The sequence below is a fragment of the Hyalangium versicolor genome (genome assembly GCF_020103695.1).
Lineage (GTDB): Bacteria > Myxococcota > Myxococcia > Myxococcales > Myxococcaceae > Hyalangium > Hyalangium versicolor.
This window is the reverse complement of record NZ_JAHXBF010000023.1, coordinates 74045-95706: the sequence shown is the minus strand read 5'-3', so window position 1 is coordinate 95706 and position 21662 is coordinate 74045. Positions and strand designations below refer to the sequence as shown.

Sequence of the window (21662 nt, the reverse complement as noted above, 5' to 3'; positions counted from 1 at the left end):
CGGATTACCGCCCGAAGAGGCCCTTGCGCTTGACGGAAGGAGCCGGGACGCCCTGCACGCGCGAGAGCCGCTGGCCGAGGATGCGGCTCATCTCCAGCGCCACCGCCGGGTTGGCCATCACCACACTGCGGAAGTCCTCGCGGCCAATCAACGCCAGCTCGCACGCGGTGCCCGTCACGGCCGTGGCCATGCGCGGCTCGCCCGTGAGCAGCGCCAGCTCGCCGAAGAAACCACCGGGGGTGATCGTCCCCACCAACTGCCCCCCATCGCCCAGCATCCGCACCTCACCCGCCAGCACCACGAAGAAGCTCTCGCCCGGGTCTCCCTTCTTGAAGATCTCCGAGCCCGCCGGCCGCTGCAGGAACTCCGCCCCCTTCGCTACCGCCGACAGCTCCTGGTCGCTCAGCGGCGCCAGGAAGTCCACCTTGCGCAGGGCCAGCGTGAGCGGTGTCAGGCTGGCATGCGTGGCCGGCTCGAGCGTGAGGAACTCCACCACCTGCCCCAGGTGCGAGCGCCGCGACACGAGGATGACCATGTGTCCCGCCTTCAGCACCGTGCTCCCGTCCGGCACCACCGTGCTCCCCTCCGGATCCACCACGCCGATGAAGAGGCTCTCGCGCGGAAAGCCCTCCATGGCCCGCACCTGCGCCACCGTCTTGCCCGCCACCACCGCGCGCGGGTTGATGGCCAGCTCGAACAGCAGCGCATCGCCCCCCGCCAGCGGCAGCGAGCCCGCCACCTCCGGGAAGTCGATGGCCGTGGACATCTTCGCCACCACCACCTCCGCCTCGGCGACCAGCTCCTTCACGCCGGACAGCCGGTAGGCCTCGCGGTAGCTCGTGTCCAACATGCGCACCATCACCCGCGCCGGAGACATGCTGCGCACCAGCATGGCGAAGGCCAGGTTCTCCGAGTCCCTCGCCAACACCCCCGCGGCCACGTCCGCCGTGGCGATGCCCGCCGACTCCAGTGCCTGCGGGTTGGTGGCGTCCCCACACACCGTCACCACGCCCACCTCCTCGAAGAGCCGGGTGCAGGTGCCGGCATCCCGTTCGATGACCGTCACGGTGTGTTGATCCGCCACCAGCCGGGCCGCCAACACCGAGCCCACGCGGCCTCCTCCCGCGATGACGATCCTCATGAGTGCTTCCTCCCTCCGTCCGAATCTCCGCCGTCCGAGCGGCCATGCAGCGCGTGCTCCAGCTCCAGCGTCCGCTCGTCCAGCCGCGCCAGCAGCACGTCCGCGGTGCTCTCCGGGATGAGTCCATTGCGCCGGGCCGCCAGCAGCGCGGTCCGCTCCGCGTCGATGAGGCGGCGGCGCACCGCGATCAAGCTCCGCGCGCTCTGTGCCAGATGCTGCTCGTTGAGCCGCCGCAGCTCCCGCTCCGCGCGCGCGATGTTCACCTGGTAGTTGCTGCGCAGGTGCTCGTACGCCCCTCGAGGCACCAGCCCCTGCGAGTGCAGCGCCTCCAGCTCATGATGCGCCGCCCGGCTGGAGATGAGCCGCGCTTGCTGCTCCGCCACGTCGAGCGCCACCGGATCCTGCTCGATCAACCCCATGCGCCGCAGCGCGCTGCTCAGCAGCAGCCCCTGGCCCACCAGCGAGAAGAAGGTGACGCCGAACGCGGTGGCCACCAGCAACTCGCGCGAGGGCGTGTTGTCCGGCAACCCTAGCACCAGGCCGATGGAGAGCGCGCCCTTGATGTTCCCCACCAGGAACACGTGCTGCCAGCGCACGGGGATGGACTCCGCCGGGCGCACCAGGCGCAGCAGCAGGAAGGGCACGTAGATGGCCACCGCCCGCCCCACGAACACGCACGCGAACGCGATGCCTGTCTGGGGCAGGTGGTGCAGCAGCACCTCGGGCCTTGTGGTGAGCCCCACCGAGAGGAACAGGAACGTGTTCACCCCGAAGGCGGCGTACTCCCAGAACGTGTAGATGGCCACTTGGCTCTGCGGAGACACCACGCTGCGCAGCGCCAGGCCCACCGTGAGGCCCGCGGTGACGGCGGCGATGGCTCCCGACAGGTGCACCTGCTCGGCCGCGACGAAGGACGCGAAGGCCAGCGCCGTCGTCGCCATGATCTCCGCCAGCGGATCCTCGGTGCGGCGGATGACGAAGCTGGCCACCAGCCCCAGCGCCAGTCCGATGACGGCTCCCCCCAGACTGGCGAGCACCACCCGGCCCGCTAGCAGCCCCATGGACGGCGTCTGCCCTCCGGCGACCACCGCGGCGATGGCGGCGTACGCAACCAGCGCGGTGCCATCATTGAAGAGGCTCTCGCCCTGCATGATGCCGCTGAGCCGCTGCGGCACCGGCGCCCGGCGGAACGCATAGAGGATGGAGACCGTGTCGGTGACCGAGAGGATGGCTCCCAGCAACAGCGCGGGCCCCCACGCCAGATCCAGCAACTCGTGGAGGGCAAAGCCCGTGGCGCCAATGGCCAGCACCATGCCTAGCGAGGCCAGCGTGGCGATGGGCACCGAGTTGGCGCGCACGCTGCCCAGGTCCGCGGTGATGCCGCCCTCGAAGAGCAGCGCCGGCAGGCAGACCAGGAACACCACCTCCGGCTTCAGCGGAGGTACCCCTGGCAGCAGGTTGCTCACGGCAATGAGGAGCCCTCCCACCACCAGGGCTACGTTGTAGGGAATCCGCGCGCGCTTGGCGGCAATGGCCACGACGATGGCGACCACCATCAGGCCGATGACGAGGGGCATCTCCACGGGGCTACACCCTAGCGCAGTGGGGCCAGTTGGACCCAGTGCGACGTGAGGCCGACATCTGGAGAACCGTCGGGCCTGGGGAGGCTGTACGCACTGGAAGTGAATCTGTCATCATTCTCTGAAACACCTGAATACGCCTCGCCCCCGGAGGTAGCCGATGCTCACGTCGCTGCGAACCGCCGCCATCCTGATGGGGATGTGCAGCCTCCTCTCCGCTTGCGGAGAACGCCTCGAACAGGGCTCACCGCCCTCAGGGGCGCAAGCCTCTCCGAAGCAAGGGCTTGAGGTGAAGCCAGCATCCGGGAGCAAGCTGCTTCGCGCGAAGACGAACGGGCTGGCCAACCGCTACATCGTCGTCTTCGACGAGGCGAAGGGGCCTCGGGCCTCACCGATGGAGGTCCGTAAGACTTCGGACGGGCTGGCCACGCAGTACGGTGCCTCCGTGCGGCGCGTGTTCTCGTACGCGCTCAAGGGCTTCTCGGCCTCCATGACGGAGGCGGACGCGCTGCGCCTGAGCGAGGACCCGCGCGTGCGCTACGTCGAGCAGGAGCGCACCTTCACCCTCCAGGGCGTGCAGACCAACCCCGCCTGGGGCCTGGACCGCATCGACCAGCGGAGCGCGAACCTGGACCGGCTCTACCGCTACGAGTACACGGGCACCGGAGTGCACCTGTACGTGCTCGACACGGGCCTGCGTGACACGCACGTCGAGTTCACGGGCCGCGTCGGAAACGGCTTCTCCTCCATCGAGGACGGGCTGGGTACCTTCGACTGCCACGGCCACGGCACGCACGTTTCGGGCACGGCGGGAGGCACCACCTGGGGCGTCGCCAAGGGCGTGACGATCCACCCGGTGCGGGTGCTGGACTGCGCGGGCAACGGCACGAACGAGCAGGTGCTCGCCGGCATCGATTGGGTCAATGCCAACCACCTCTCGCCCGCGGTGGTGAACATGAGCCTGACGGGGGACATCACCCCTTCGGTGGATGAGGCCGTGAGCCAGTCCATCGCCGCGGGCATCACCTATGTCGTCGGGGCGGGCAACGACATGCGGGACGCCTGCGAGAACACGCCCGCCCACGTCCCGGAGGCCATCACCGTGGGCTCGATGAACGAGTTCGAGCTGGTGTCCTTCTTCTCCAACACCGGCGAGTGCTTGGATCTCTTCGCCCCGGGCGAGGACATCACCTCCGCGTGGGCCACGAGCGACACGGCGACGAATGCCATCAGCGGCACCTCCATGGCCACGCCGCATGCCGCGGGAGCCGCCGCGCTCTATCTGGAAGGACACCCGAGCGCGACGCCCGCCGAGGTGGCCCATGAGCTGACGGCTCGCGGCACCCACAACGCGCTCGATGGCGCCGAGGGCTCGCCGAACGTGCTGTTGCACTCGGCCTGCATGGGCGCGAGCGATCCCGTGGCGCCCCAGGTCTCCCTCACCTCCCCGGTGGACGGCGAGACGCTCATCGGCGTCGTGAAGCTCTCCGCCACCGCGAGCGACGATCTGATGGTCTCCAAAGTGGAGTTCTACGTCGACGGCGAGCTGCTGGGCACCGACACCACCGCGCCCTACGAGTTCAGCTGGAACAGCAACGACGCATACAACGGCCCGGCCACCATTACCGCGCGGGCCTTCGACAGCGGCTGCAACAGCGCGGACGCGTCCGTGTCCGTCATCATCCAGAACACGGGCCGGGCGGCCTACGACGCGACCCTGCACGCCCCCGCGTGTCTCCAGCCGAGCAGCCAGTGCGACTCAGGAAACCTGCTGGTGGGCCGCGGAGTCCTGGGCCCCGAGCCGAACGCTCCCAACACGTTGAACAACTCCTGCTCGGATGGAAACTTTGGCGACTACCAGTTCGATCCCTCGCTCGACGCGCTGAAGATCTACCGGACCGACAACACCGTGATGGCGGGAGGCAAACAGGTGCGTATCGAGGCCACGGTCTTCTCGGGCTTCGACTCCAACAAGGAGCGGTTGGAGCTGTACAGCGCGCCGGATGCCCTCAATCCCGTCTGGACCCACATCACCACGCTCTTCCCGGCGGATCTGGGCCCCAACCTGCTGGCCACCACCATCACCCTGCCCCAGGGGAGCCTGCAGGCCCTGCGCGCCGTCTATCGGTATGGAGGCACGGCCTCCCCGTGCACGGGCGGCAGCATGGATGACACGGACGATCTGGTCTTCACCACCATCTACGAGGAGGACACCCAGCCTCCCACCGCCGCGGTGCTGGCTCCCACCGAGGGCGCCTCGCTCACGAAGACCGTCTCAGTCACCGCCTCCGCGGCTGACAACTTCGGAGTGAGCCGGGTCGAGTTCTATGACGGAGACACGCTGCTGGCGACCGACACGACGTCCCCCTACAGCATCACGTGGGACACGCGCACGGCGGCCAACGGGGCCCACGTGTTGACGGTGAAGGCCTATGACTCGGCGGGCTTCGTTGGCACCTCGCCCCCGGTGAACGTGACGCTCCGCAATGACCTGTCGCCGCCCGTGGTGGGCTTCACGTCTCCGGCCGAGGGCGCCACCCTCACGGGCACTGTCACCGTCAGCGGGACGGCCACCGACGACGTGGGCGTCACCAAGGTGGAACTCTACGACGGCGCCACGTTGGTCACCTACAAGACCACGGCGCCCTACAACATCTCCTGGAACACGCGCACTGCGGCCAACGGCAGCCACCCCCTCACCCTGAAGGCCTATGACGTGGCGGGCAACGTGGGCAGCGCGAGCCGGACGGTGGTGACCTTCAACGACTTCACGGCGCCCACCGCGACGGTCACGTCTCCGGCCGAAGGGACGACGCTGACCGGGACTGTGACCCTCACGGCTGATGCCAGCGACAACGTGGGCGTCACCAAGGTGGAGTTCTACGTGGACACCATCCTGGTGGGCAGCGACACCACGGCGCCGTACTCGTACACCCTCAACACGCGCACCATCACCACCAACGGCCCGAAGGTCATCACCGCGAAGGCCCGGGATGCGGTGGTCAACATCGGCACCTCGCCGGGCGTGAGAGTCGTCTTCGACAATGATCTCACCGCGCCGACGACGTCCATCACCTCGCCCACGGCCGGCACGACTGTCTCCGGCACGGTGAATGTCACCGCGACCGCGAACGATGACCGGGGCGTCATCACCAAGGTCGAGTTCTATTACGGCACCACCCTGATGGGGACCGTCACCACAGCGCCCTATGTCTTCAGCTGGAACACGACCAAGTATGCCGTGGGGACCAACTCCCTGAAGGTCCGCGCCGTCGATCCAGCCGGTAACTCGACCTACAGCAGCCTCGTGCAGGTGACCGTGGTTCGCTGAACCGGGTGCCACCGGGGGGAACTCATGCCCCCCGGCCACCCGGTGGCTCAGCGCTTCAGGCGGAGGATGAGATCCTTGCGCGGCCCGCAGTCGCCGCGCCCGTCGCAGTTGCTGGTGGTGACGTAGAGGTGCCCGTCCGGGCCCATGAGGACGTCCCGCAGGCGGCCGTAGGTGTCGCGCAGGTAGACTTCGTGCTTCGCCACCCGGCGAGGCTCCTGCGCGTCGAACACCACGCGGTGCAGGTGCCGCGAGCCCAGCGTGCCCACCAGCAGTGAGCCCTTCCACTCGGAGATGGCATCGCCGGTGTAGATGGACGCCCCTCCGGGCGGCATGGCGTCCTTGAATGTGAGCGACGGAGACACCTGGCCGCTCTTCGTCTCGCAGCTATAGATGTCCGGCCAGCCCAGGTTCTCGCCCGCGCGGGCCACGTTGATCTCGTCATGTCCCCTGCGCATGAGCTCGCCGCTGGGGCCGTGGTCGGTGACATAGAGCGTCTCCCGGTCCTTCCAGTCCCAGCCCTGGAGGTTGCGGATGCCCAGGAGGAACACGGGCGAGCCGGGGAAAGGGTTGTCCGAGGGCACTTGTCCCTCCGGAGTGAGGCGCAGCAGCTTGCCCGAGGGGCTCTTCGCATCCTGCGCATGGTCCGGCTCTCGTGCGTCTCCGGTGCCCACGTAGAGCATGCCATCCGGCCCGAAGCGGATCCGGCCGCCGTCGTGGTACTGGGCGATGGGGATGCCGTCGATGATGACGCGCTCGAAGGTGGCCGAGGCGTGGTCCTCGGAGAGCGTCCAGCGCTCCACGCGGTTCTCGGTGCGTCCGGCTGCCTCCGTCGTCACGTACACGTAGAACTGGCGGTTCTGGGCGAAGTCCGGATGCGCGGCGATGCCCAGCAGGCCTCCCTCGGAGCTGCCGGCGATGGGGACCTGGGCCACGGGTTGGGGCTGCAGCACGCCACCGCGCAGCAGGCGCACGCGGCCGGGGCGCTCGGTGACCAGCGCGTCACCCCCGGGCAGGAAGGCGATGCCCCAGGGCACCTCGAGCCCCTCGGCGACGACGTCCACGGTGAAGGGCACATTCCCATCCGGGCCCCAGCCGTCCTCCACGAGGATGCAGGAGGGGCTGGTGCCCTGCGCCTGGCTCTTCCGGCAGCTGGTGGCCACGGCGGCGAGCACGACGAGGGCGGTCAGGAGGAGCGGGTGAGCGGGGCGCATGGGCCTTCATATGCCCACTTGCGCCGCACCACGCCATGGAAGGCTGAGGGGAGCGTCAGGCGAAGAACGCCGCGATGAAACCGAACGAGCGTCTCTCGCGTAGGGTACGCGTGTGAGCATCCGTCTTCTTTCGATCCTGCTGTTGCTGGGGGCCTCCTGCCGCCCGGCCACCGGTCCGGGGGGGCTGGTTCGCCCGGGGACTCCTCCCGAGGTGGATATCGTCCGAGCCCGTGAGCGGGGGCTGGCCCAAGCCTTCACCTGGGAGGAGTGGGGGCCCGAGGCCTTCGCTCGGGCGAAGCGTGAGGGCCGCTACCTGCTCATCGACGGGGCCGCCGAGTGGTGCCACTGGTGCCACGTGATGGACGAGACGACCTACCGGGATCCCGAGGTCGGCCGGCTCCTGCACGAGCGGTTCGTGGCGATCCGCGTGGACGTGGATGCGCGGCCGGATCTGGAGGAGCGCTGGTCGGAGTACGGCTGGCCCGCCACCATCCTCTTGAGCCCCGACGCCGAGGAGGTGGGCAAGTACCGGGGCTACCTCGCGCCGGACCGCTTCCTCGAGTTGCTCCGGCGCGTCGAGGCGCTGGCGCGGGAGAAACAGCAGGAGGCCTCGCTGGTGGTGGATCCGCCCGCCACACCGGCCATGCTGCCCTGGGTCGCTGCCTCCGTGCTGCAGCGCATGGACGCGACCTATGACGCGCGGGAGGGGAACTGGGGCTCGTTCCAGAAGGTCCCCATTGGAGAGAACCTGGAGTTCGAGGTGCGCCGCGCGGCGCGAGGGGACCAGGCGGCGCGGGAGCGGGTGATCTTCACGCTGGCCCACCAGCAGCCCATCCACGATCCCATCTGGGGAGGCGTCTACCAGTACTCCGCGGCGAGTCACTGGAACGCGCAGCACTTCGAGAAGCTCATGACGCTTCAGGCGTCCAACCTGGAGGCCTACTCCCGCGCCTGGGTGCTCACGAAGGAGCCTCGGATTCTCTCCGAGGCCCTAGCCCTCTCGCGCTACATGGAGACGTTTCTCGGTGCGCCGGATGGCACCTTCTATACGAACCAGGATGCCGACGTGGGAGCCCATGATCGGAGCATCCCCTTCGTCGATGGCCACGTGTACTACGTGAAGGATGATGCGGGCCGGCGGGCGCTCGGGATGCCCTGGGTGGACACCCACGTCTATGCCCAGGAGAACGGGCTGGCGATCGCCGCGCTGCTGGCGCTCCATGAGGTGACCGGCGAGCCCGAGTCCCTTGCTCGGGCCCGAAAGGCTGCTGACGTGCTGCTCGGCAGCCACGTGCGAGAAGAGGGCACGGTGTGGCGCGAGGCCTCGCACCGCTCCGGCTCGCGCTACCTGGGAGACGCGGCGGCGCTGGGGCGGGCCTTCGCGCTGCTCGCCCGGTGGACAGGAGAGGCTCGCTACCGGGAGGTGGCTGTGCGCATCGGGGAGAGGCTCCTCCAGGACTTCGGAGCTCCCGAGGGTGGGGCGCTCTTCGAGACGACGCGGGACCCGGATGCGGTGGGCGTCTTCGCGAGGCGGGAGCGGCCCTTCGATCAGAACGTGATGGCGGCGCGCTTCCTGGCGGCGCTCCATGCGCTGACGGGACAGGAGCCATGGCGGGAGCGCGGGCGCGAGGTGCTCGCGGGCATCTCCACGGCCCGAGGCATCGCCGCGCAGGGGCGCATGGTGGGCGAGTACCTGCTCGCGGCGGACGATCTGGGCGTCATCCCCTGGCCGGCGCCTGCCGCCACGGCCTCGGCGCACTGAGGCTGCTCTTCGCCTGGAAGTGGAGCGGACAGGGGGGCAGGGCGTTGCTCTCCATCCCGAGCACTCCCGTTGTCACGGCGCGTCGCGTGGGCACCTTGCACTGGGCAGCAGTCCCCCTTTTTGCAAGGAGCAGTGCGATGGCTCGAATCATGTTCATCGTGGACTCGGACTTCGAGGACTCGGAGTTCCGCGTCCCGTACGATCAGGTGAAGCAGGCAGGCCACGAGGCCGTCATCGTGGGCCTCGAGGCCGGCAAGGAGCTCAAGGGCAAGAAGGGCAACGAGACCATCCAGGCCGAGGTCTCCGTGAAGGACGTCTCCGCGGACGAGTTCGACGCGCTGGTCATCCCGGGCGGCTATTCGCCGGATCATCTGAGGATGGATCGTGACATGGTGGACATGGTCCGGGCCTTCTTCGAGCAGGAGAAGCCGGTCGCCGCCATCTGCCACGCGGGCTGGATGCTGGCCGAGGCCGACATCGCCGATGGGCGGATGCTCACCTCCTGGCCCTCCATCAAGACGGACTTGATCAACGCGGGAGCCCGCTGGGTGGACCGCGAGGTGGTCGAGGATGGCAATCTGATCACCTCGCGCAAGCCGGATGATCTTCAGGCCTTCTGCGAAGCGCTGCTGCGGCAGATCGACGAGGGCATCGCGCCGCGCCTGGGCATGGGGATGGGGGCCGAAGCGGATCTGCCGTCCATTCACTAGCGCAGGCCAGGTTTCACAGGGGGCCTGGGTGCCTCTTTCGCGCAAAAGCTCGATGATGGAGCTCCATCGTCGAGTTAGCGAGAGGAGTGCCCTGTGCAGCCCACGGAATACGCGAAGTTCGATGGTCTCGGTCTGGCGGAGCTCGTCCGGCGCCGCGAGGTGAAGCCGGAGGAGCTCCTTCAGACGGCGCTGAAGGCCATCGAGGCACTGAACCCGAAGCTCAACGCCGTCATCGGCCTGGTGGAGGACGAAGCTCGGAGCACGCTGGCGCGAGGGCTCCCCGAGGGGCCCTTCAAGGGCGTCCCGTTCCTCTTCAAGGACCTGGTGATGCACGCGGCGGGTATCCCCACGGATCTGGGCTCGCGTCTGTTCAAGGGCTCGGTGTTTCCGCATGACAGCACGCTGATGATCCGCTTCCGGCAGGCGGGGCTCGTCCCGCTCGCCCGGACGAACACGCCGGAGATGGGCTTCAACGCCACCACGGAGCCCGTGCTGCACGGCCCCACGCGCAACCCGTGGAACCCGGAGTTCAGCCCGGGAGGCTCGAGTGGAGGCTCAGCGGCGGCCGTGGCGGCGGGCATCGTACCCCTGGCCCATGCCAATGATGGGGGTGGCTCCATCCGTATCCCCTCGGCCATGTGTGGACTGTTCGGCTTGAAGCCCACGCGAGGGCGCACGCCCATCGGGCCTGACATGGCGGAGGCCCTGAGCGGGCACGGCATCGAGCACATCGTGTCTCGCACGGTGCGAGACAGCGCGGCCATGTTGGATGCCACGCAGGGACCGGACGTGGGGGACCCGTACGCCGTTGACGCGCCTGCGCGGCCCTTCCTGGAGGAGGTGAAGCGTGAGCCCGGCCGGCTGCGCATCGCCTTCTCTCGCGCCTCGCCCACCGCGGGGCTGGCGAGCCCCGAGTGCGTCGCCGCGGTGGAGGACGTGGCGAAGCTCTGCGCCGGGTTGGGCCACGAGCTCGTCGAGGCTGTGCCCCAGTACGACGCCCAGGCCTTGGAGGACTGCCTGGTGATCATCTGGAGCGCGGGGCTGGCCGGCTGGGTGCAGGGGCTCGCGAGCGCCATGGGGCGCAAGGTGGGGCCGGAGCTGGTCGAGTCCAGCACCTGGGCCGCCGTCGAAGAGGGCCTGGTGATGAAGGCGACGGAGCTGCAGCGAGGGCTGGCGATCATGAACCACCTCTCGCGCGCGATGGGTCGCTTCTTCGTGGACTACGACGTGCTGCTCACTCCTACCCTTCCCGTCCCGCCCTACCGGCTCGGGGTGCTGGATGCGAACGCGCGAAGGACGAATCGCGAGTGGATGCGGCACGTCTTCTCGGTCTGCCCTTTCACGGCCCCGTTCAACGTGACCGGTCAGCCGGCGATGAACATGCCGCTGCACTGGAACGCGCAGGGCATGCCCATCGGGGTCCAGTTCGCGGGACGGTGGGGAGACGAGGCGACGCTTTTCCGGCTCGCGGGGCAGCTCGAGCGGGCCCGGCCCTGGGCTCACCGGACGCCGTCAATCCACATCACCACCATTCACGGGAAGGCCGCGTGACGGTGGCCCGGAGCGCGTAGGCGCCTGCCGGTGGAGGGGGAGGGACTACGCGGCCGCGGAGATCATCCCGCTGTCGCCTCGCGTGAAGCGCCGCAGGTCTTGTGGATAAGATTCTCACCATGAACGCCATACCCGCCGCCGATGGGTTCGACCGCGTCCCCGTGGTGGATGTCCGAGCCCTGGTCGATACCTCCTCGAGCCTTGCCGCTCGCCGCGCCGTCGCTGCCCGGATTGGCGAGGCCTGTCGCGAGAGCGGCTTCTTCTATGTCGTCGGGCACGGCGTCGACGCTGGGCTCCAGAGGCGTTTGGAGGAGCTGAGCCGGCGCTTCTTCGCGCTCCCGCTCGAGGAGAAGATGGCCATCCGCATGGCCTTGGGCGGCCGTGCCTGGCGTGGGTACTTCCCTGTCGGCGGGGAGCTCACCTCCGGGCGGCCTGATCGCAAGGAGGGCCTCTATCTTGGCACCGAGCTGGGGCCGGAGCACCCGCTCGTCCGCGCGGGGACGCCGCTGCATGGGCCGAACCTCTTCCCTCGCGATCCGGCCGGGCTGCGTGAAGCCATCCTCGAGTACATGTCCGCGCTGACCCGGCTGGGACACTCGCTCATGAGTGGGATTGCGCTCAGCCTGGGCCTGGACTCGGACTACTTCGCCGCGCGCTACACCGGGGATCCGCTGGTGCTCTTCCGCATCTTCAACTACCCGCCCGGCCCGGAGTTGGCCGAGGACGGGCAGCCCGTCTGGGGCGTGGGCGAGCACACGGACTACGGTGTGCTCACCATCCTCAAGCAGGACGATGCCGGAGGACTCCAGGTGAAGTCTCGAGCGGGCGGCAAGGTGCGGTGGGTGGAAGCGCCGCCGGTGCCGGACTCGTTTGTGTGCAACATCGGCGACATGCTCGACCGCATGACCCGAGGCGTCTATCGCTCGACGCCGCACCGGGTGCAGAACCGCGCCGGGCGGGACCGTCTGTCCCTGCCGCTCTTCTTCGATCCGGGCTGGACCGCCGAGGTTCATCCCATCGAAGCGGCGGCCCTGGGGAGCGCCGCCTCGGATGATCAGTCCGAGCGTTGGGATGGACAGAGCGTCCACACCTTCCGTGGAACCTACGGGGACTATCTGCTCGGCAAGGTGTCCAAGGTCTTCCCGGAGTTGCGGGCCGAGGTTCTCTCCTGACCGGAGCGGTTCTCTCCCTGCGCGCTGTTCGTCCCGTTCCCGCTCTTTCCGCGCCGCCTTCGTCGCCGCCTCTTCGGTGCCGCGCCCCCGGGCTGTCCCCCGAGCTCTCGAAGGATTCGTGAGCGGACACTGCTCTCCAGACGCAGTTGCTGCATGAGCGTGTGCGCCTGCTGGGGGCCTTGCGGGTGGCGCAGCGCCTCGCCGAGCCGCTCGACGATGTCGATCCTCAACGCCACGGTGCCGAAGAGCACTTCGTATCCGAAGGCACGCGCATTCCGGCCGCCAAACGCAGCGACCGGGAGCACGGGTTCTCGCGGAACACCCTGGGGTGACGGGCCCTGGAGGAACAGGGACGTCAGCATGCAGCGCCGATCGAGCGCATGGGGCGCGAGCGCTTCGGAGACGTAGAGGAAGCGCTGCCCCTCGCGGACGCCCACCTCCCTCAATCGCTTTCGTTCCTCCTCCTCCAGGAGCGGCCACTGCTCGCGAGCCTCTCCTTGGGAGATCACCCCCAGCCCCTCCGCCAGACGGTAGGCCAGACCCCGCAGCGCCGGAGATCGGCCCGCTCCGGTGAGGGCCTCAGCCGGGAATCCTCCCATGGCCTCGGTGACGAGATCCCTCGCCAGGGCCACCAGGCGGCGCTCGAGAAGGCGCCGCGCGCCTCCGGTCCAGACCTCCGGCTCCGCGAGTGCCAACTGCGGTGAGCGCCGGTCCTTCCCGCGAACCAGCCGGGCCAGGGGCTGGCCCTCGAAGGAGATGCTCCCGGATGCGTCCACCTCGAAGGCTTCATGCGTCGCGTCGACCACGCGCTGGACGAACTGCTCCTCCGTCATCGCGGTGCCGTCCGTGCTCGGCACCTCACCCAGCAGGTGTCCCAGCTTGGCGAAGGGGCTGTCCGAGCCAGGAGCAGGGTGGGCTGCGGGTCTCACGAATCGGCGTGCACTCCTGCGCGCGGCCCGCTGGACGAAGCGCTCCACGAGCCGCTCATGAAGGGCGTCGCCCAGTGCGTCCTCGATGTGGCGGGTGCGCTCCTGCCAGTGCTCGGCGTCGTGCAGCCAGCTCGAGCGATGGCTGATGTACGTCCAGATGCGGATGGCCGCCAGTCGATCCATCAGCGTGTGGATGTCTCCCGAGATGTCATCGAGCGGCGCCACCTGTCGGGCCAGCCAGTCCTGTTCCAGCTTCCCATCGCCCGCGGAGAGCTGGAGGAACGTCTCACGCAGCAGCGCGACGTGCTGGCCGAAGAGGCCCTTGCGGAAGTCCGGAATCTGGCAGACCTCCCACAGCAGCTCGACCATGGGCCGGCGGGTGGCGATGTCGCGAACGGCTGGGACGTGCGAGAGCTCCCGGAGCGCATCGAAGTCGTCCGCGCGCTCCACCCGGACGAAGGCGTTGTGGTTGGGGGCTCGCGACAGCGAATCGAGTAGGGCTTCCGGGCTCGAGAAATCCAGGGCCGCACTGCGCCAGATCAGATTGCGCACCGATGAGAATCGGTGGGACTCGATGGCCGAGACGAGCCGGGGAGGCAGCTCGGGCAGCGAGTTCAGGATGCCAAAGCTCCCGTCATTCAAGTGACGGCCCGCGCGGCCCGCGATCTGGGCCAGCTCGTCCGGGAAGAGTTCTCTCTGCTCGGCGCCGTCGTACTTGGAGAGCGCCGCGAAGGCCACGTGGTTGAGGTCGAGGTTCAGCCCCATGCCAATGGCATCGGTGGCCACGAGGTACTGCACCTCTCCGGCCTGATACATCGCCACCTGGGCATTGCGCGTCCGAGGGGAGAGCGCCCCCAGCACCACGGCGACTCCGCCTCGCAGGCGGCGCAGGGACTCGGCGAGCTCGTATACGCGGTCGGCGGAGAACGCGACCACGGCCGAGCGCGGAGGAAGGCTCTTCAGCGAGCGCGGCCCGGCGTAGCGAAGCTGGGACAGGCGGGTGGCGCGCTTCATCGACGCGTGGGGGATGAGCGCCTGGACCATGGGCCGCATCGTCTCCGCGCCGAGGAACCACGTCTCCCGTCGCCCGCGGGCATGGAGCAGCCGGTCCGTGAAGACGTGCCCGCGCTCGCGGTGTGCCGCGAGTTGGATCTCATCGACGGCGAGGAAGTCGACCGGCCGATCGGTTGGCATCGCCTCGACCGTGCAGATCCAATAGTCGGGGCGGGGAGGCAGGCGCTTCTCTTCGCCCGTCATCAGCGCGACCCGCCCCTCGCCCACCCGAGCGGTCACCCGGTCGTAGACTTCCCGAGCGAGCAGGCGCAGGGGCAGGCCCATCATGCCGGTGTCGTGTTCGAGCATGCGCTCGATGGCGCGGTGGGTCTTGCCTGTATTCGTCGGCCCCAGCTCCGCCACGACAACAGACGACGGGCTGGATGGGCGGGAATGCATGGGCGAAGTCTAACCTCGATCGCCGCCTTCCGCTCTGGGGGTTGACTCCTCGAGAGGCCGAGCACGGCTCCCGCTGTGCCTGGTGGCTGACAGGTTGCGAGGGGGCGCTCCGAGCTCAGCGCATGAAAAGATCCACGTAGTCGACGTGGTCCTTCTCGCAGGGGCTCTCCATCTCCTTCAGGCGCCAGTAGCGGCGCTTGCCGGTGATGCGGAAGGTGAAGCGGCCCGCGCGCGGGCACTCCTTGCCCTCGTAGAGGTAATCCACCTGCATGTCGACCCGGCCCACGAAGACGAAGGACTTGGCGTCCACGCGCTCGATGACGCCGTCCACCTTGAGGAAGCCCTTCGGGGTCCGCTGCTCGCCGCGCAGCTTCAGGAGGCCCCCTTCCTCGGTGACCTGGGCCTTGCCCGGCTTCGGGTCGTCCGAGAGCCACTGAAGCGTCAGGGTGTGCTCGCCCAGGAGTTGCTCGCGGGCCTTGGCATCGTTCACCTGCGTCTTCTCCGGAACGGGCGGGCCGTCCTCTCCGGCCAGGGAGATGGGAGCCACGGAGAGCGTCAGCATCAGCGCGATGGCCGCGCGCAAGGTGGGAAGGTTTCGCGAGAGCAGAGAGGAGCGGAGCATGGGCGAACCCTAGCGCGAGTCCACCCATCCAGAGGAATGACGTAACATCCCAGTGGCCCGCCGCGCGGCGATCGCGCTTCGGGCCGTTCCACGCAGTTGGGGGGGACTTCCATGCTCGAAGCGAAATACCGTGTCTACGACTCTGCGGTACTGGATGCGCCGATCGAGGAGGTATGGCCGGTCGTCCGAGACCTCGTGCGCCTGTTGCCGCTGGTCTTCGGCGAGGCTGTCAAAGGCCACGGCTGGGTGGAGGGCGGCTCGGCGGAGAACATCCCCTCCCGCTTCCAGTTCACGCTCCAGCCGTCGGGAGAGACCATCCTCGAGGAAGTTGTCGGCAGGTCCGAGACGGAGCACTCCGTGACGTACCGGATGATTGGGCAGGCCGTGGGTATCACCGGCTACATCGCGACGTACCAGTTGCGGCCCATCACGAGCGAGCCTGGCAAGACGTTCCTGGATTGGGTCCGGGACTTCGCGGTGGCACCGGGCAACGACCCAGCGAAGGTGGCGCCCTTCCTGGCGGGGCTCACCGCGCAGGAGGTGGTCGCCCTCAAGAAGCACTTTGCTCAGCGCTTTTGAGGGTGCGGAGCAGTCCGGGTTTGCACACGCGCAGGGTGACGCGCGTGGCGTCTCCCGACAGGGAGCGGGCCGAGATGCCCAGCACCCGGTCGTTCATGGCTGTGTCCCTCGTGGCAGCGTGAGGATGAACTCCGCGAACTCACCCTCCTGCGTCTCGAGCCGGAGCGTCCCCTTGTTGCCCTGCTCGATGATCTCCCGACTCAGCGACAGGCCGAGCCCGGTGCCCTCTCCCGCGGGCTTTGTCGTGAAGAAGGGCTCGAAGATGCGGTTTCGGACGGCGGCCGGGATGCCCGTGCCGTTGTCTCGGATGCGAAGCTCCACGGCGCTCCCCAGGCCGCGGCTCTTGAGCAGGATCTCGGGCACATAGCCCTGTCCCGCCTTCGCCTTCCGCTTCGCATGGACCGCGAAGCACGCGTTGTTCAAGAGGTTCAGCAGTACCTGCCCCACCTCCTGTTGCGACACCTTCATCAGTCCGAGTGACTCATCCAGCTCCGTGTGAATCGTCACGCGGAAGGCCGGATCGCTCGCTTGCGCCGCCTGCTGGGCCAGGGCCGCGGACTCCCGAAGCAGGAGGTTGAGGTCTGTCTCCGTCCGCTCGCTGGAGATGCCTCGCGCGTGCTGCAGCATCGAGCCGATGATCCGGGAAGCCCGAGCCCCATGCTCGACCACCTTGGCCAGGCTGGCCTTCATGCTCGTTCCGATCTCCTGCAACGCCTCTGCCCTACCAGGCTCGAGCCCCGGCGCGAGCCGCGGGAGATCCCCGAGGAGCTCATCGCAGAGCTCCATCGTGTGCTCGGAGAAGTTGTGGATGAAGTTCAACGGATTGCGGATTTCATGGGCGATGCCCGCGGTGAGCGAACCGAGCGCCGCCAGCCGGCTCTGCGTGATGAGTTGATCCTGGGTCTCCCGCAGCTCGTGGAGGGTGGCCGCCAGCGTCTCGTTCTTCTCCGTCAGCTCGTACGTCCTCGCCTGGACTCGCTGCTCCAGCGTCTCGTAGAGCACGGCGTTCTCCAGCGAGATGGCCGCCTGGGTGGACAGCAGTTGCAGGGTGTGGGCCCGCTCCGGCGTGAACGCGCCGACGGTCAGGTTGTTCTCCAGGTAGAGGACGCCTCGCCGCCACGCCTGTCCCACCGCCGGCAGGCAGAGCACCGACCGGACCCGCCGCGAGGCAATGTCGGGATCGGCCCGGAAGGAGGCATCATTCATGGCATCGTCGAGCACCACCGTCTTCCCCGTCCGGTGGACGAACTGGATGACGCTGCGAGGGACCTCGGGGTAGCGCTCCAGCGGAGCCGACTGCTGAACCTGGACGGTGTCCGCCTCCAGCGAGACAGTGGCCTCGACGAGCAGCCGTCCTTCTCGCTCCAGGATCAACATGCCGCGGCGCGCCCCCGCGTTCTCCATTCCGATGCGGACGATGCGCTCCATCAACCGGCCGAGGACGATCTCTCCCGAGAGCGCCTGGGCCGCCTTCATGACGGTGGCCAGATCGATGCGCTCGGCCTGCAGACGCGAGGAATCTCCCACCGCCCGTGCGGGTGCCTGGGACTGCGAGGTGCCGAAGATCTCGGGGTGGTTCGCCTCCAGGCTCGCGGCCTTGGTGGCGGCTCCCCAGCGGGAGTACAGGAGGTGGGCCTCCTGCAAGTATCCCCGGGCCGCCTTGGGCCGGCTCAGCTCGAGGTAGTGCTTGCCGGCGAGTTCGTGGGCGATCGCCTCGTGGTGCAGGTGCCCCGTCTCCCGCGCGGACACGAGAGCTTCCTCATACAGCCTCGACGCCTGATCTGAGTCTCCCGTCAGCCGTGCATGCTCGGCCGAGACGAGCAGGAATTCATGCCGGTAGTTGACCGGGCACTGCTCAGCCCACTCGCGCAGTTGCTCGCGATGCGATGCGATCTCCCGGTGGCGCTCCTGGCGTTCCCCGGAGCCAGTCTTCGCACACCTCGCGGCGAGGATGAGCGCGCGGTACAGGCAGTGGCTGGAGTAGTGCATCGTCTTCTGGATGAGCTCGCGGCGCTTGTCCGCCTCATCGTTGGTGCGGAGCGCCTCCTCGAAGTCGCCCTGGAGATAGAGGCTCAGGGACAGCAACTGGTAGTACCAGGGGATGGCGAACTCCGCGCGGAGCCGCGAGAGTCGATGGACGACGGCCTCTTCCTGGAACTCCTCCGGCTCCGAGCCCTCGCGCTCCGTGCTTCCCTGCAGCTGGAGGACAAGGTGCTGCATCACCCGAAGCGTCTCCTGGAGGGGGACGTACCCGGAGGACCGGACATAGTCCTGGTAGCGCTCTCCCGTCGCGTGGACCTCGGACAGCGGGCTGCCCTTGAGGAACTTTACGACCCAGATCCACACCGTGGCCCAGGCGCCCCACCAGCGGTCCCCCGACTTCAGCGCATGCTGAAAGGACTCCTCGTAGAGCGGGATGTTGCTGCCCAACGGGTTGAAGAAGGGGTTGATGAAGTTGGCGAACGTGTTGTTCACCTTCGAGATGACCAGCGGATGCTTGAACCGCTGGCTGACGGTCCTCGCCAGTTGCCCGAAGGCGTAGGCGCGGGCGTAGTCCCCCTTCATGGCCAGCACCATGCCGTAGGCCACGTAGCCGCAGGCCGAATACTCCGAGTTGCCATGCTTCAGCGACAGCGCTGTCATGTGCAGCGCCGTCAGGTACGCCGGCACGACCTCTCCCATCATCAGTGCGCACGTCCATGTCTCGTGCAGCAGGGCGAGGCATCGCGCCTTCCCTCCGTCCTGCATCACCGGCAGCTCCACGAACTCCTGGGGGTCTCGCCCCGCCATGAGGCGCTGGAGTTCCTCGGCACGGGCCTCGAGCTGCGCCCAGGTCGCGTCCGGCTCCGTGGGCAACTCCACGCCCAGGAGCCGCAGCCCCTCCCGGCCCAACTGGAAGCCCTCCTGGGCTCTCGCCGCGGTCTGAAAGGTGCGGCACATGAGCGGGTAGATGTCACCGACGTGCTCGGGGGTCCTCGCCCTCCTCGCGGTGAGCGCGAACAGCGCCTCGGCCCGTTCGAGATGGCCTCCGAGGAACTCGCACTCGAGCAGCTCACGGTGGAGCGCGAACATCAGCTCGAAGTGCCCGTCCCAGGCTTCCTCCGAGAGCAGCCGGATGCCTTGCTGCAGGTAGCCGATGGCGGCCCGGTAGCCGGTGGCGGCCTTGGCGCGCTGCGCGGCCATCAGGTTCAGCCGGGCACAGGTGGCCCGCTCCTCCGCCGAGGCCATGCGGCCACTGCCGAGGTTGAAGTGTTTGACCAGCTCGAAGATGCGCTCGCTCTGCTGCTCCGGGGTGAGGTGCTCGATCAGGCGCTGGCCGATCCTCAGGCTGAGCGCCTCCTGCTGATCTGGGGGAATCTGGGAGCGCGCCGCCTCCTGGACCCGGAGATGGGCGAAGCGGTAGAGGACCTGCGCGGACTGGGGGGCATCCTTCCGCTCTTCCCGAGCCCAGAGGGAGTACGGGGGGCGGTGATCATGCAGCAGCAGGAGCCCATCTCGCGCGGGCTCCCAGAGCCACTGGGCCACGCTCCGGATGGGTGCGTCGAGAATGAGGGAGACCGAGCCCAGGTCGAAGGTACTGCCCAGGTTGCTGGCCAGCATGAGCGCCCGTTGTGTCTCCTCGGGGTAGCGCAGGATCTTCTTCACCATGAGGTCGACGACGTTGTCGCTGACCCCCAGCCGCTGGATCCGACTCAGGCTCCACGTCCAGCGCCGGTCGTGGGCGTCGAAGCGCAGCAGCCCCTCCTGGTGCAGGGTGTCGAAGAGCTGGGTGATGAAGAAGGGATTGCCGCCTGTCTTCTCCAGGATGAGCTCCGCCAGGTGGAGCCCGGTGTCCTCCTCGCAATTCAGGGTGTCCGCCACCATCGCCGCCACGTGCTCCAGTTGCAGGGGCGCCAGGCGGAGCTGCGCGTGCCGGGGACTGCGTTGCGCCAGCGCGGTGAGCACCTGCGCCAGGGGAGCCGTCGGAAGGACTTCGTCGTCACGGCAGGCCGTGATGATCAGCAGATGCGAGGCGGAGGGGTTCGTCGCCAGTTGGGTGAGGAAGCTCAGGGACGCGGGTTCGATCCACTGCAGATCATCCAGGAAGAGGATCAGCGGATGTTTCGCCGAGGCGAACGCCAGCAGGAAGTGGGTGAGCGTGGTCTCGAACCGGCGGCGCGCCTCTCCGGAGGGCAGCGCGGGCGGGGGCGCCTGTTCGGGGAGGACATGCACCAGCTCGGGGACCCACTCGATGAGCAGCTCCCCGTTGCCTCTCACCGCATCGCGCAGGACGGCCCGCCACTGCTCCAGCCGTGCCTCGCTCTCCGTGAGCAACTGGCGCGCCAGCTCCGCGACCACCTGGATGAAGATGGACAGGGGCGTCTGCCCGATCTGATCGCACTTGCCGGAGGCGAAGTAGCCGCGCTGGGCGGAGGTGCGCTTGTGGATCTCCCGCACCACGGCGGACTTTCCCACGCCGGCGGGGCCGCTCACGAGCAGCAACTCGACCTGGCCCGAGGTGGCACGCTCGAAGGCCGCCATGAGCGTGGCCAGCGCCTCCTCCCGGCCATAGAGCTTCTCGGAGATGTTCAGCGTCCGGCGGACGTCCTGCTCGCCCAGCGTGAAGGGGACGATCTGGCTGGTAGCCTCCCACTGGCGAGCGCACTCGGAGAGATCCGCCAGCAGCCCCGCGGCGCTCTGGTACCGGTCCTCCGCGTTCTTCTCCAGGAGCTTGCAGAGGATGGCGGAGAGGGGCTCGGGGATGGAGGAGCGGCGCAGGTGCGGGGGCTGCGGCGGCCGGGCGATATGACAGGAGATGAGTTCCACTGCCTCCTGGGCCTCGAACGGGGGCGCTCCGACCAGCAGGTGATAGAAGGTGGCGCCCAGCGCGTACAGGTCCGCGCGGTGGTCGATGGCGCGGTTCATACGTCCGGTCTGCTCGGGGGAGATATAGGCCAGCGTGCCCTCGATGAGGGCGGGGTTGCGGAACTCCTGTCGGTCTCGGGAGAGGACGGAGGCCAACCCCAGGTTGCCCAGCTTCACCTGCCCGCTGCGCGGGTTGTAGAAGACATTGGCGGGGCAGATGTCCTTGTGGATGATCTGGTGGCGGTGCAGGGACTCCACGGCGCGGGTGAGTGCCTGCGCCACGTTCAGGAAGCGGCCCACCTCGAGCGGCCCCTGCGTGGCCAGGTAGTCCGAGAGCGAGGACGCGCCAAAGTCTTCCAGGACGAGGGTGCAGGAGCGCCCATGAGGGACGAGTTCGAGGTGTCTGACAATGCCTTCCGCCTCGAGCATCCGGCCGATCTCGTGCTCGCGCTCGAGCCCCGCCAGCTCGGCTGGCAGGGGATAGGCCGCCACCGGCGTCTTCAGGAGGACGAAGCGTCCCTCCCGCTCCGAGTAGGCGCGGTGGAGCACCGAGCCCGAGCTCTGGTGCAGCTTCTCCTCGATGCGGTATCCCGGTATGGCCTGCATACGGCTGGAAGGGGCTCCTGGGTAGGGGGCGCATCCTAGCCCCAGGCAGCCAGGCAGGGGGGAGGAGGCGAGGGGCGGAGCGCTTCGAGGCATTCTTTTCCCCCTCGGGGTGCCGCGGTTCCAATCCCTGGCGTCTGTCTTTCCGCCGAACCCTTCCAGGGGACGAGGGTA

Annotated in this window: 12 protein-coding genes; 6 read left to right on the top strand and 6 right to left on the bottom strand. The window is 68.4% G+C overall.

The window, feature by feature from the left end:
- Positions 1 to 4: 4 nt before the first annotated feature.
- On the bottom strand, positions 5 to 1141 hold the full coding sequence (locus KY501_RS53405; protein WP_255637190.1) for an NAD-binding protein: 1137 nt from the start codon (positions 1139 to 1141) through the stop codon (positions 5 to 7).
- Positions 1138 to 2718, bottom strand: coding sequence for a cation:proton antiporter (locus KY501_RS38840; protein ID WP_224369042.1), 1581 nt, complete (start codon positions 2716 to 2718; stop codon positions 1138 to 1140). The genes KY501_RS53405 and KY501_RS38840 overlap by 4 nt, the downstream gene beginning before the upstream one ends.
- Before the next feature lie 292 nt (positions 2719 to 3010).
- Between KY501_RS38840 and KY501_RS38835 the strand changes: the two genes are divergently transcribed.
- The gene (locus KY501_RS38835) at positions 3011 to 6052 is read left to right on the top strand and encodes an Ig-like domain-containing protein (protein ID WP_224368939.1); all 3042 of its coding nucleotides are present in this window, start codon (positions 3011 to 3013) and stop codon (positions 6050 to 6052) included.
- Positions 6053 to 6099: 47 nt separating this feature from the next.
- Here KY501_RS38835 and KY501_RS38830 read toward each other — a convergent pair whose 3' ends face one another.
- Positions 6100 to 7263 carry a PQQ-dependent sugar dehydrogenase gene (locus KY501_RS38830; RefSeq protein WP_224368938.1) on the bottom strand — a complete coding sequence of 388 codons (1164 nt, stop codon included), beginning with the start codon at positions 7261 to 7263 and terminating at the stop codon, positions 6100 to 6102.
- Between the two features lie 112 nt (positions 7264 to 7375).
- On the opposite strand from KY501_RS38830, the gene KY501_RS38825 reads away from it, so the two are divergent.
- From KY501_RS38825 to KY501_RS38810, 4 genes are all read left to right on the top strand, one after another.
- Positions 7376 to 9025, top strand: a complete 1650-nt coding sequence (locus tag KY501_RS38825; RefSeq protein WP_224368937.1) for a DUF255 domain-containing protein — start codon at positions 7376 to 7378, stop codon at positions 9023 to 9025.
- A 137-nt stretch (positions 9026 to 9162) separates the two neighbouring features.
- Positions 9163 to 9735, top strand: a complete 573-nt coding sequence (locus KY501_RS38820) for a type 1 glutamine amidotransferase domain-containing protein (protein ID WP_224368936.1) — start codon at positions 9163 to 9165, stop codon at positions 9733 to 9735.
- A gap of 93 nt (positions 9736 to 9828) precedes the next feature.
- Positions 9829 to 11286, top strand: a complete 1458-nt coding sequence (locus KY501_RS38815; protein WP_224368935.1) for an amidase — start codon at positions 9829 to 9831, stop codon at positions 11284 to 11286.
- 119 nt (positions 11287 to 11405) lie between these two features.
- Positions 11406 to 12458, top strand: coding sequence for an isopenicillin N synthase family dioxygenase (locus tag KY501_RS38810; protein ID WP_224368934.1), 1053 nt, complete (start codon positions 11406 to 11408; stop codon positions 12456 to 12458).
- On the opposite strand, the gene KY501_RS38805 is transcribed toward KY501_RS38810, so the two are convergent.
- Together KY501_RS38805 and KY501_RS38800 are read right to left on the bottom strand one after the other, a co-directional pair.
- Complete coding sequence (locus tag KY501_RS38805; protein ID WP_224368933.1) at positions 12398 to 14839, bottom strand: helicase-related protein; 2442 nt, start codon at positions 14837 to 14839, stop codon at positions 12398 to 12400. The two genes, KY501_RS38810 and KY501_RS38805, sit on opposite strands and share 61 nt — an antisense overlap.
- Before the next feature lie 115 nt (positions 14840 to 14954).
- Complete coding sequence (locus KY501_RS38800; protein WP_224368932.1) at positions 14955 to 15461, bottom strand: hypothetical protein; 507 nt, start codon at positions 15459 to 15461, stop codon at positions 14955 to 14957.
- A 111-nt stretch (positions 15462 to 15572) separates the two neighbouring features.
- Between KY501_RS38800 and KY501_RS38795 the strand changes: the two genes are divergently transcribed.
- Entirely contained in the window at positions 15573 to 16040 is a 468-nt protein-coding gene (locus tag KY501_RS38795; protein ID WP_224368931.1) for an SRPBCC family protein, read from the top strand.
- Between the two features lie 93 nt (positions 16041 to 16133).
- Here KY501_RS38795 and KY501_RS38790 read toward each other — a convergent pair whose 3' ends face one another.
- Positions 16134 to 21491, bottom strand: coding sequence for a trifunctional serine/threonine-protein kinase/ATP-binding protein/sensor histidine kinase (locus KY501_RS38790; RefSeq protein ID WP_224368930.1), 5358 nt, complete (start codon positions 21489 to 21491; stop codon positions 16134 to 16136).
- Positions 21492 to 21662 lie beyond the last annotated feature (171 nt).

Excerpts from the sequence above, each read along its gene's own strand:
- KY501_RS38810 (WP_224368934.1), top strand. The coding sequence starts at position 11,406 with ATGAACGCCATACCCGCCGCCGATGGGTTCGACCGCGTCCCCGTGGTG.
- KY501_RS38830 (WP_224368938.1), bottom strand. The coding sequence starts at position 7,263 with ATGCGCCCCGCTCACCCGCTCCTCCTGACCGCCCTCGTCGTGCTCGCC.
- KY501_RS53405 (WP_255637190.1), bottom strand. The coding sequence starts at position 1,141 with ATGAGGATCGTCATCGCGGGAGGAGGCCGCGTGGGCTCGGTGTTGGCG.
- KY501_RS38840 (WP_224369042.1), bottom strand. The coding sequence starts at position 2,718 with ATGCCCCTCGTCATCGGCCTGATGGTGGTCGCCATCGTCGTGGCCATT.
- KY501_RS38820 (WP_224368936.1), top strand. The coding sequence starts at position 9,163 with ATGGCTCGAATCATGTTCATCGTGGACTCGGACTTCGAGGACTCGGAG.
- KY501_RS38795 (WP_224368931.1), top strand. The coding sequence starts at position 15,573 with ATGCTCGAAGCGAAATACCGTGTCTACGACTCTGCGGTACTGGATGCG.
- KY501_RS38790 (WP_224368930.1), bottom strand. The coding sequence starts at position 21,491 with ATGCAGGCCATACCGGGATACCGCATCGAGGAGAAGCTGCACCAGAGC.
- KY501_RS38805 (WP_224368933.1), bottom strand. The coding sequence starts at position 14,839 with ATGCATTCCCGCCCATCCAGCCCGTCGTCTGTTGTCGTGGCGGAGCTG.
- KY501_RS38800 (WP_224368932.1), bottom strand. The coding sequence starts at position 15,461 with ATGCTCCGCTCCTCTCTGCTCTCGCGAAACCTTCCCACCTTGCGCGCG.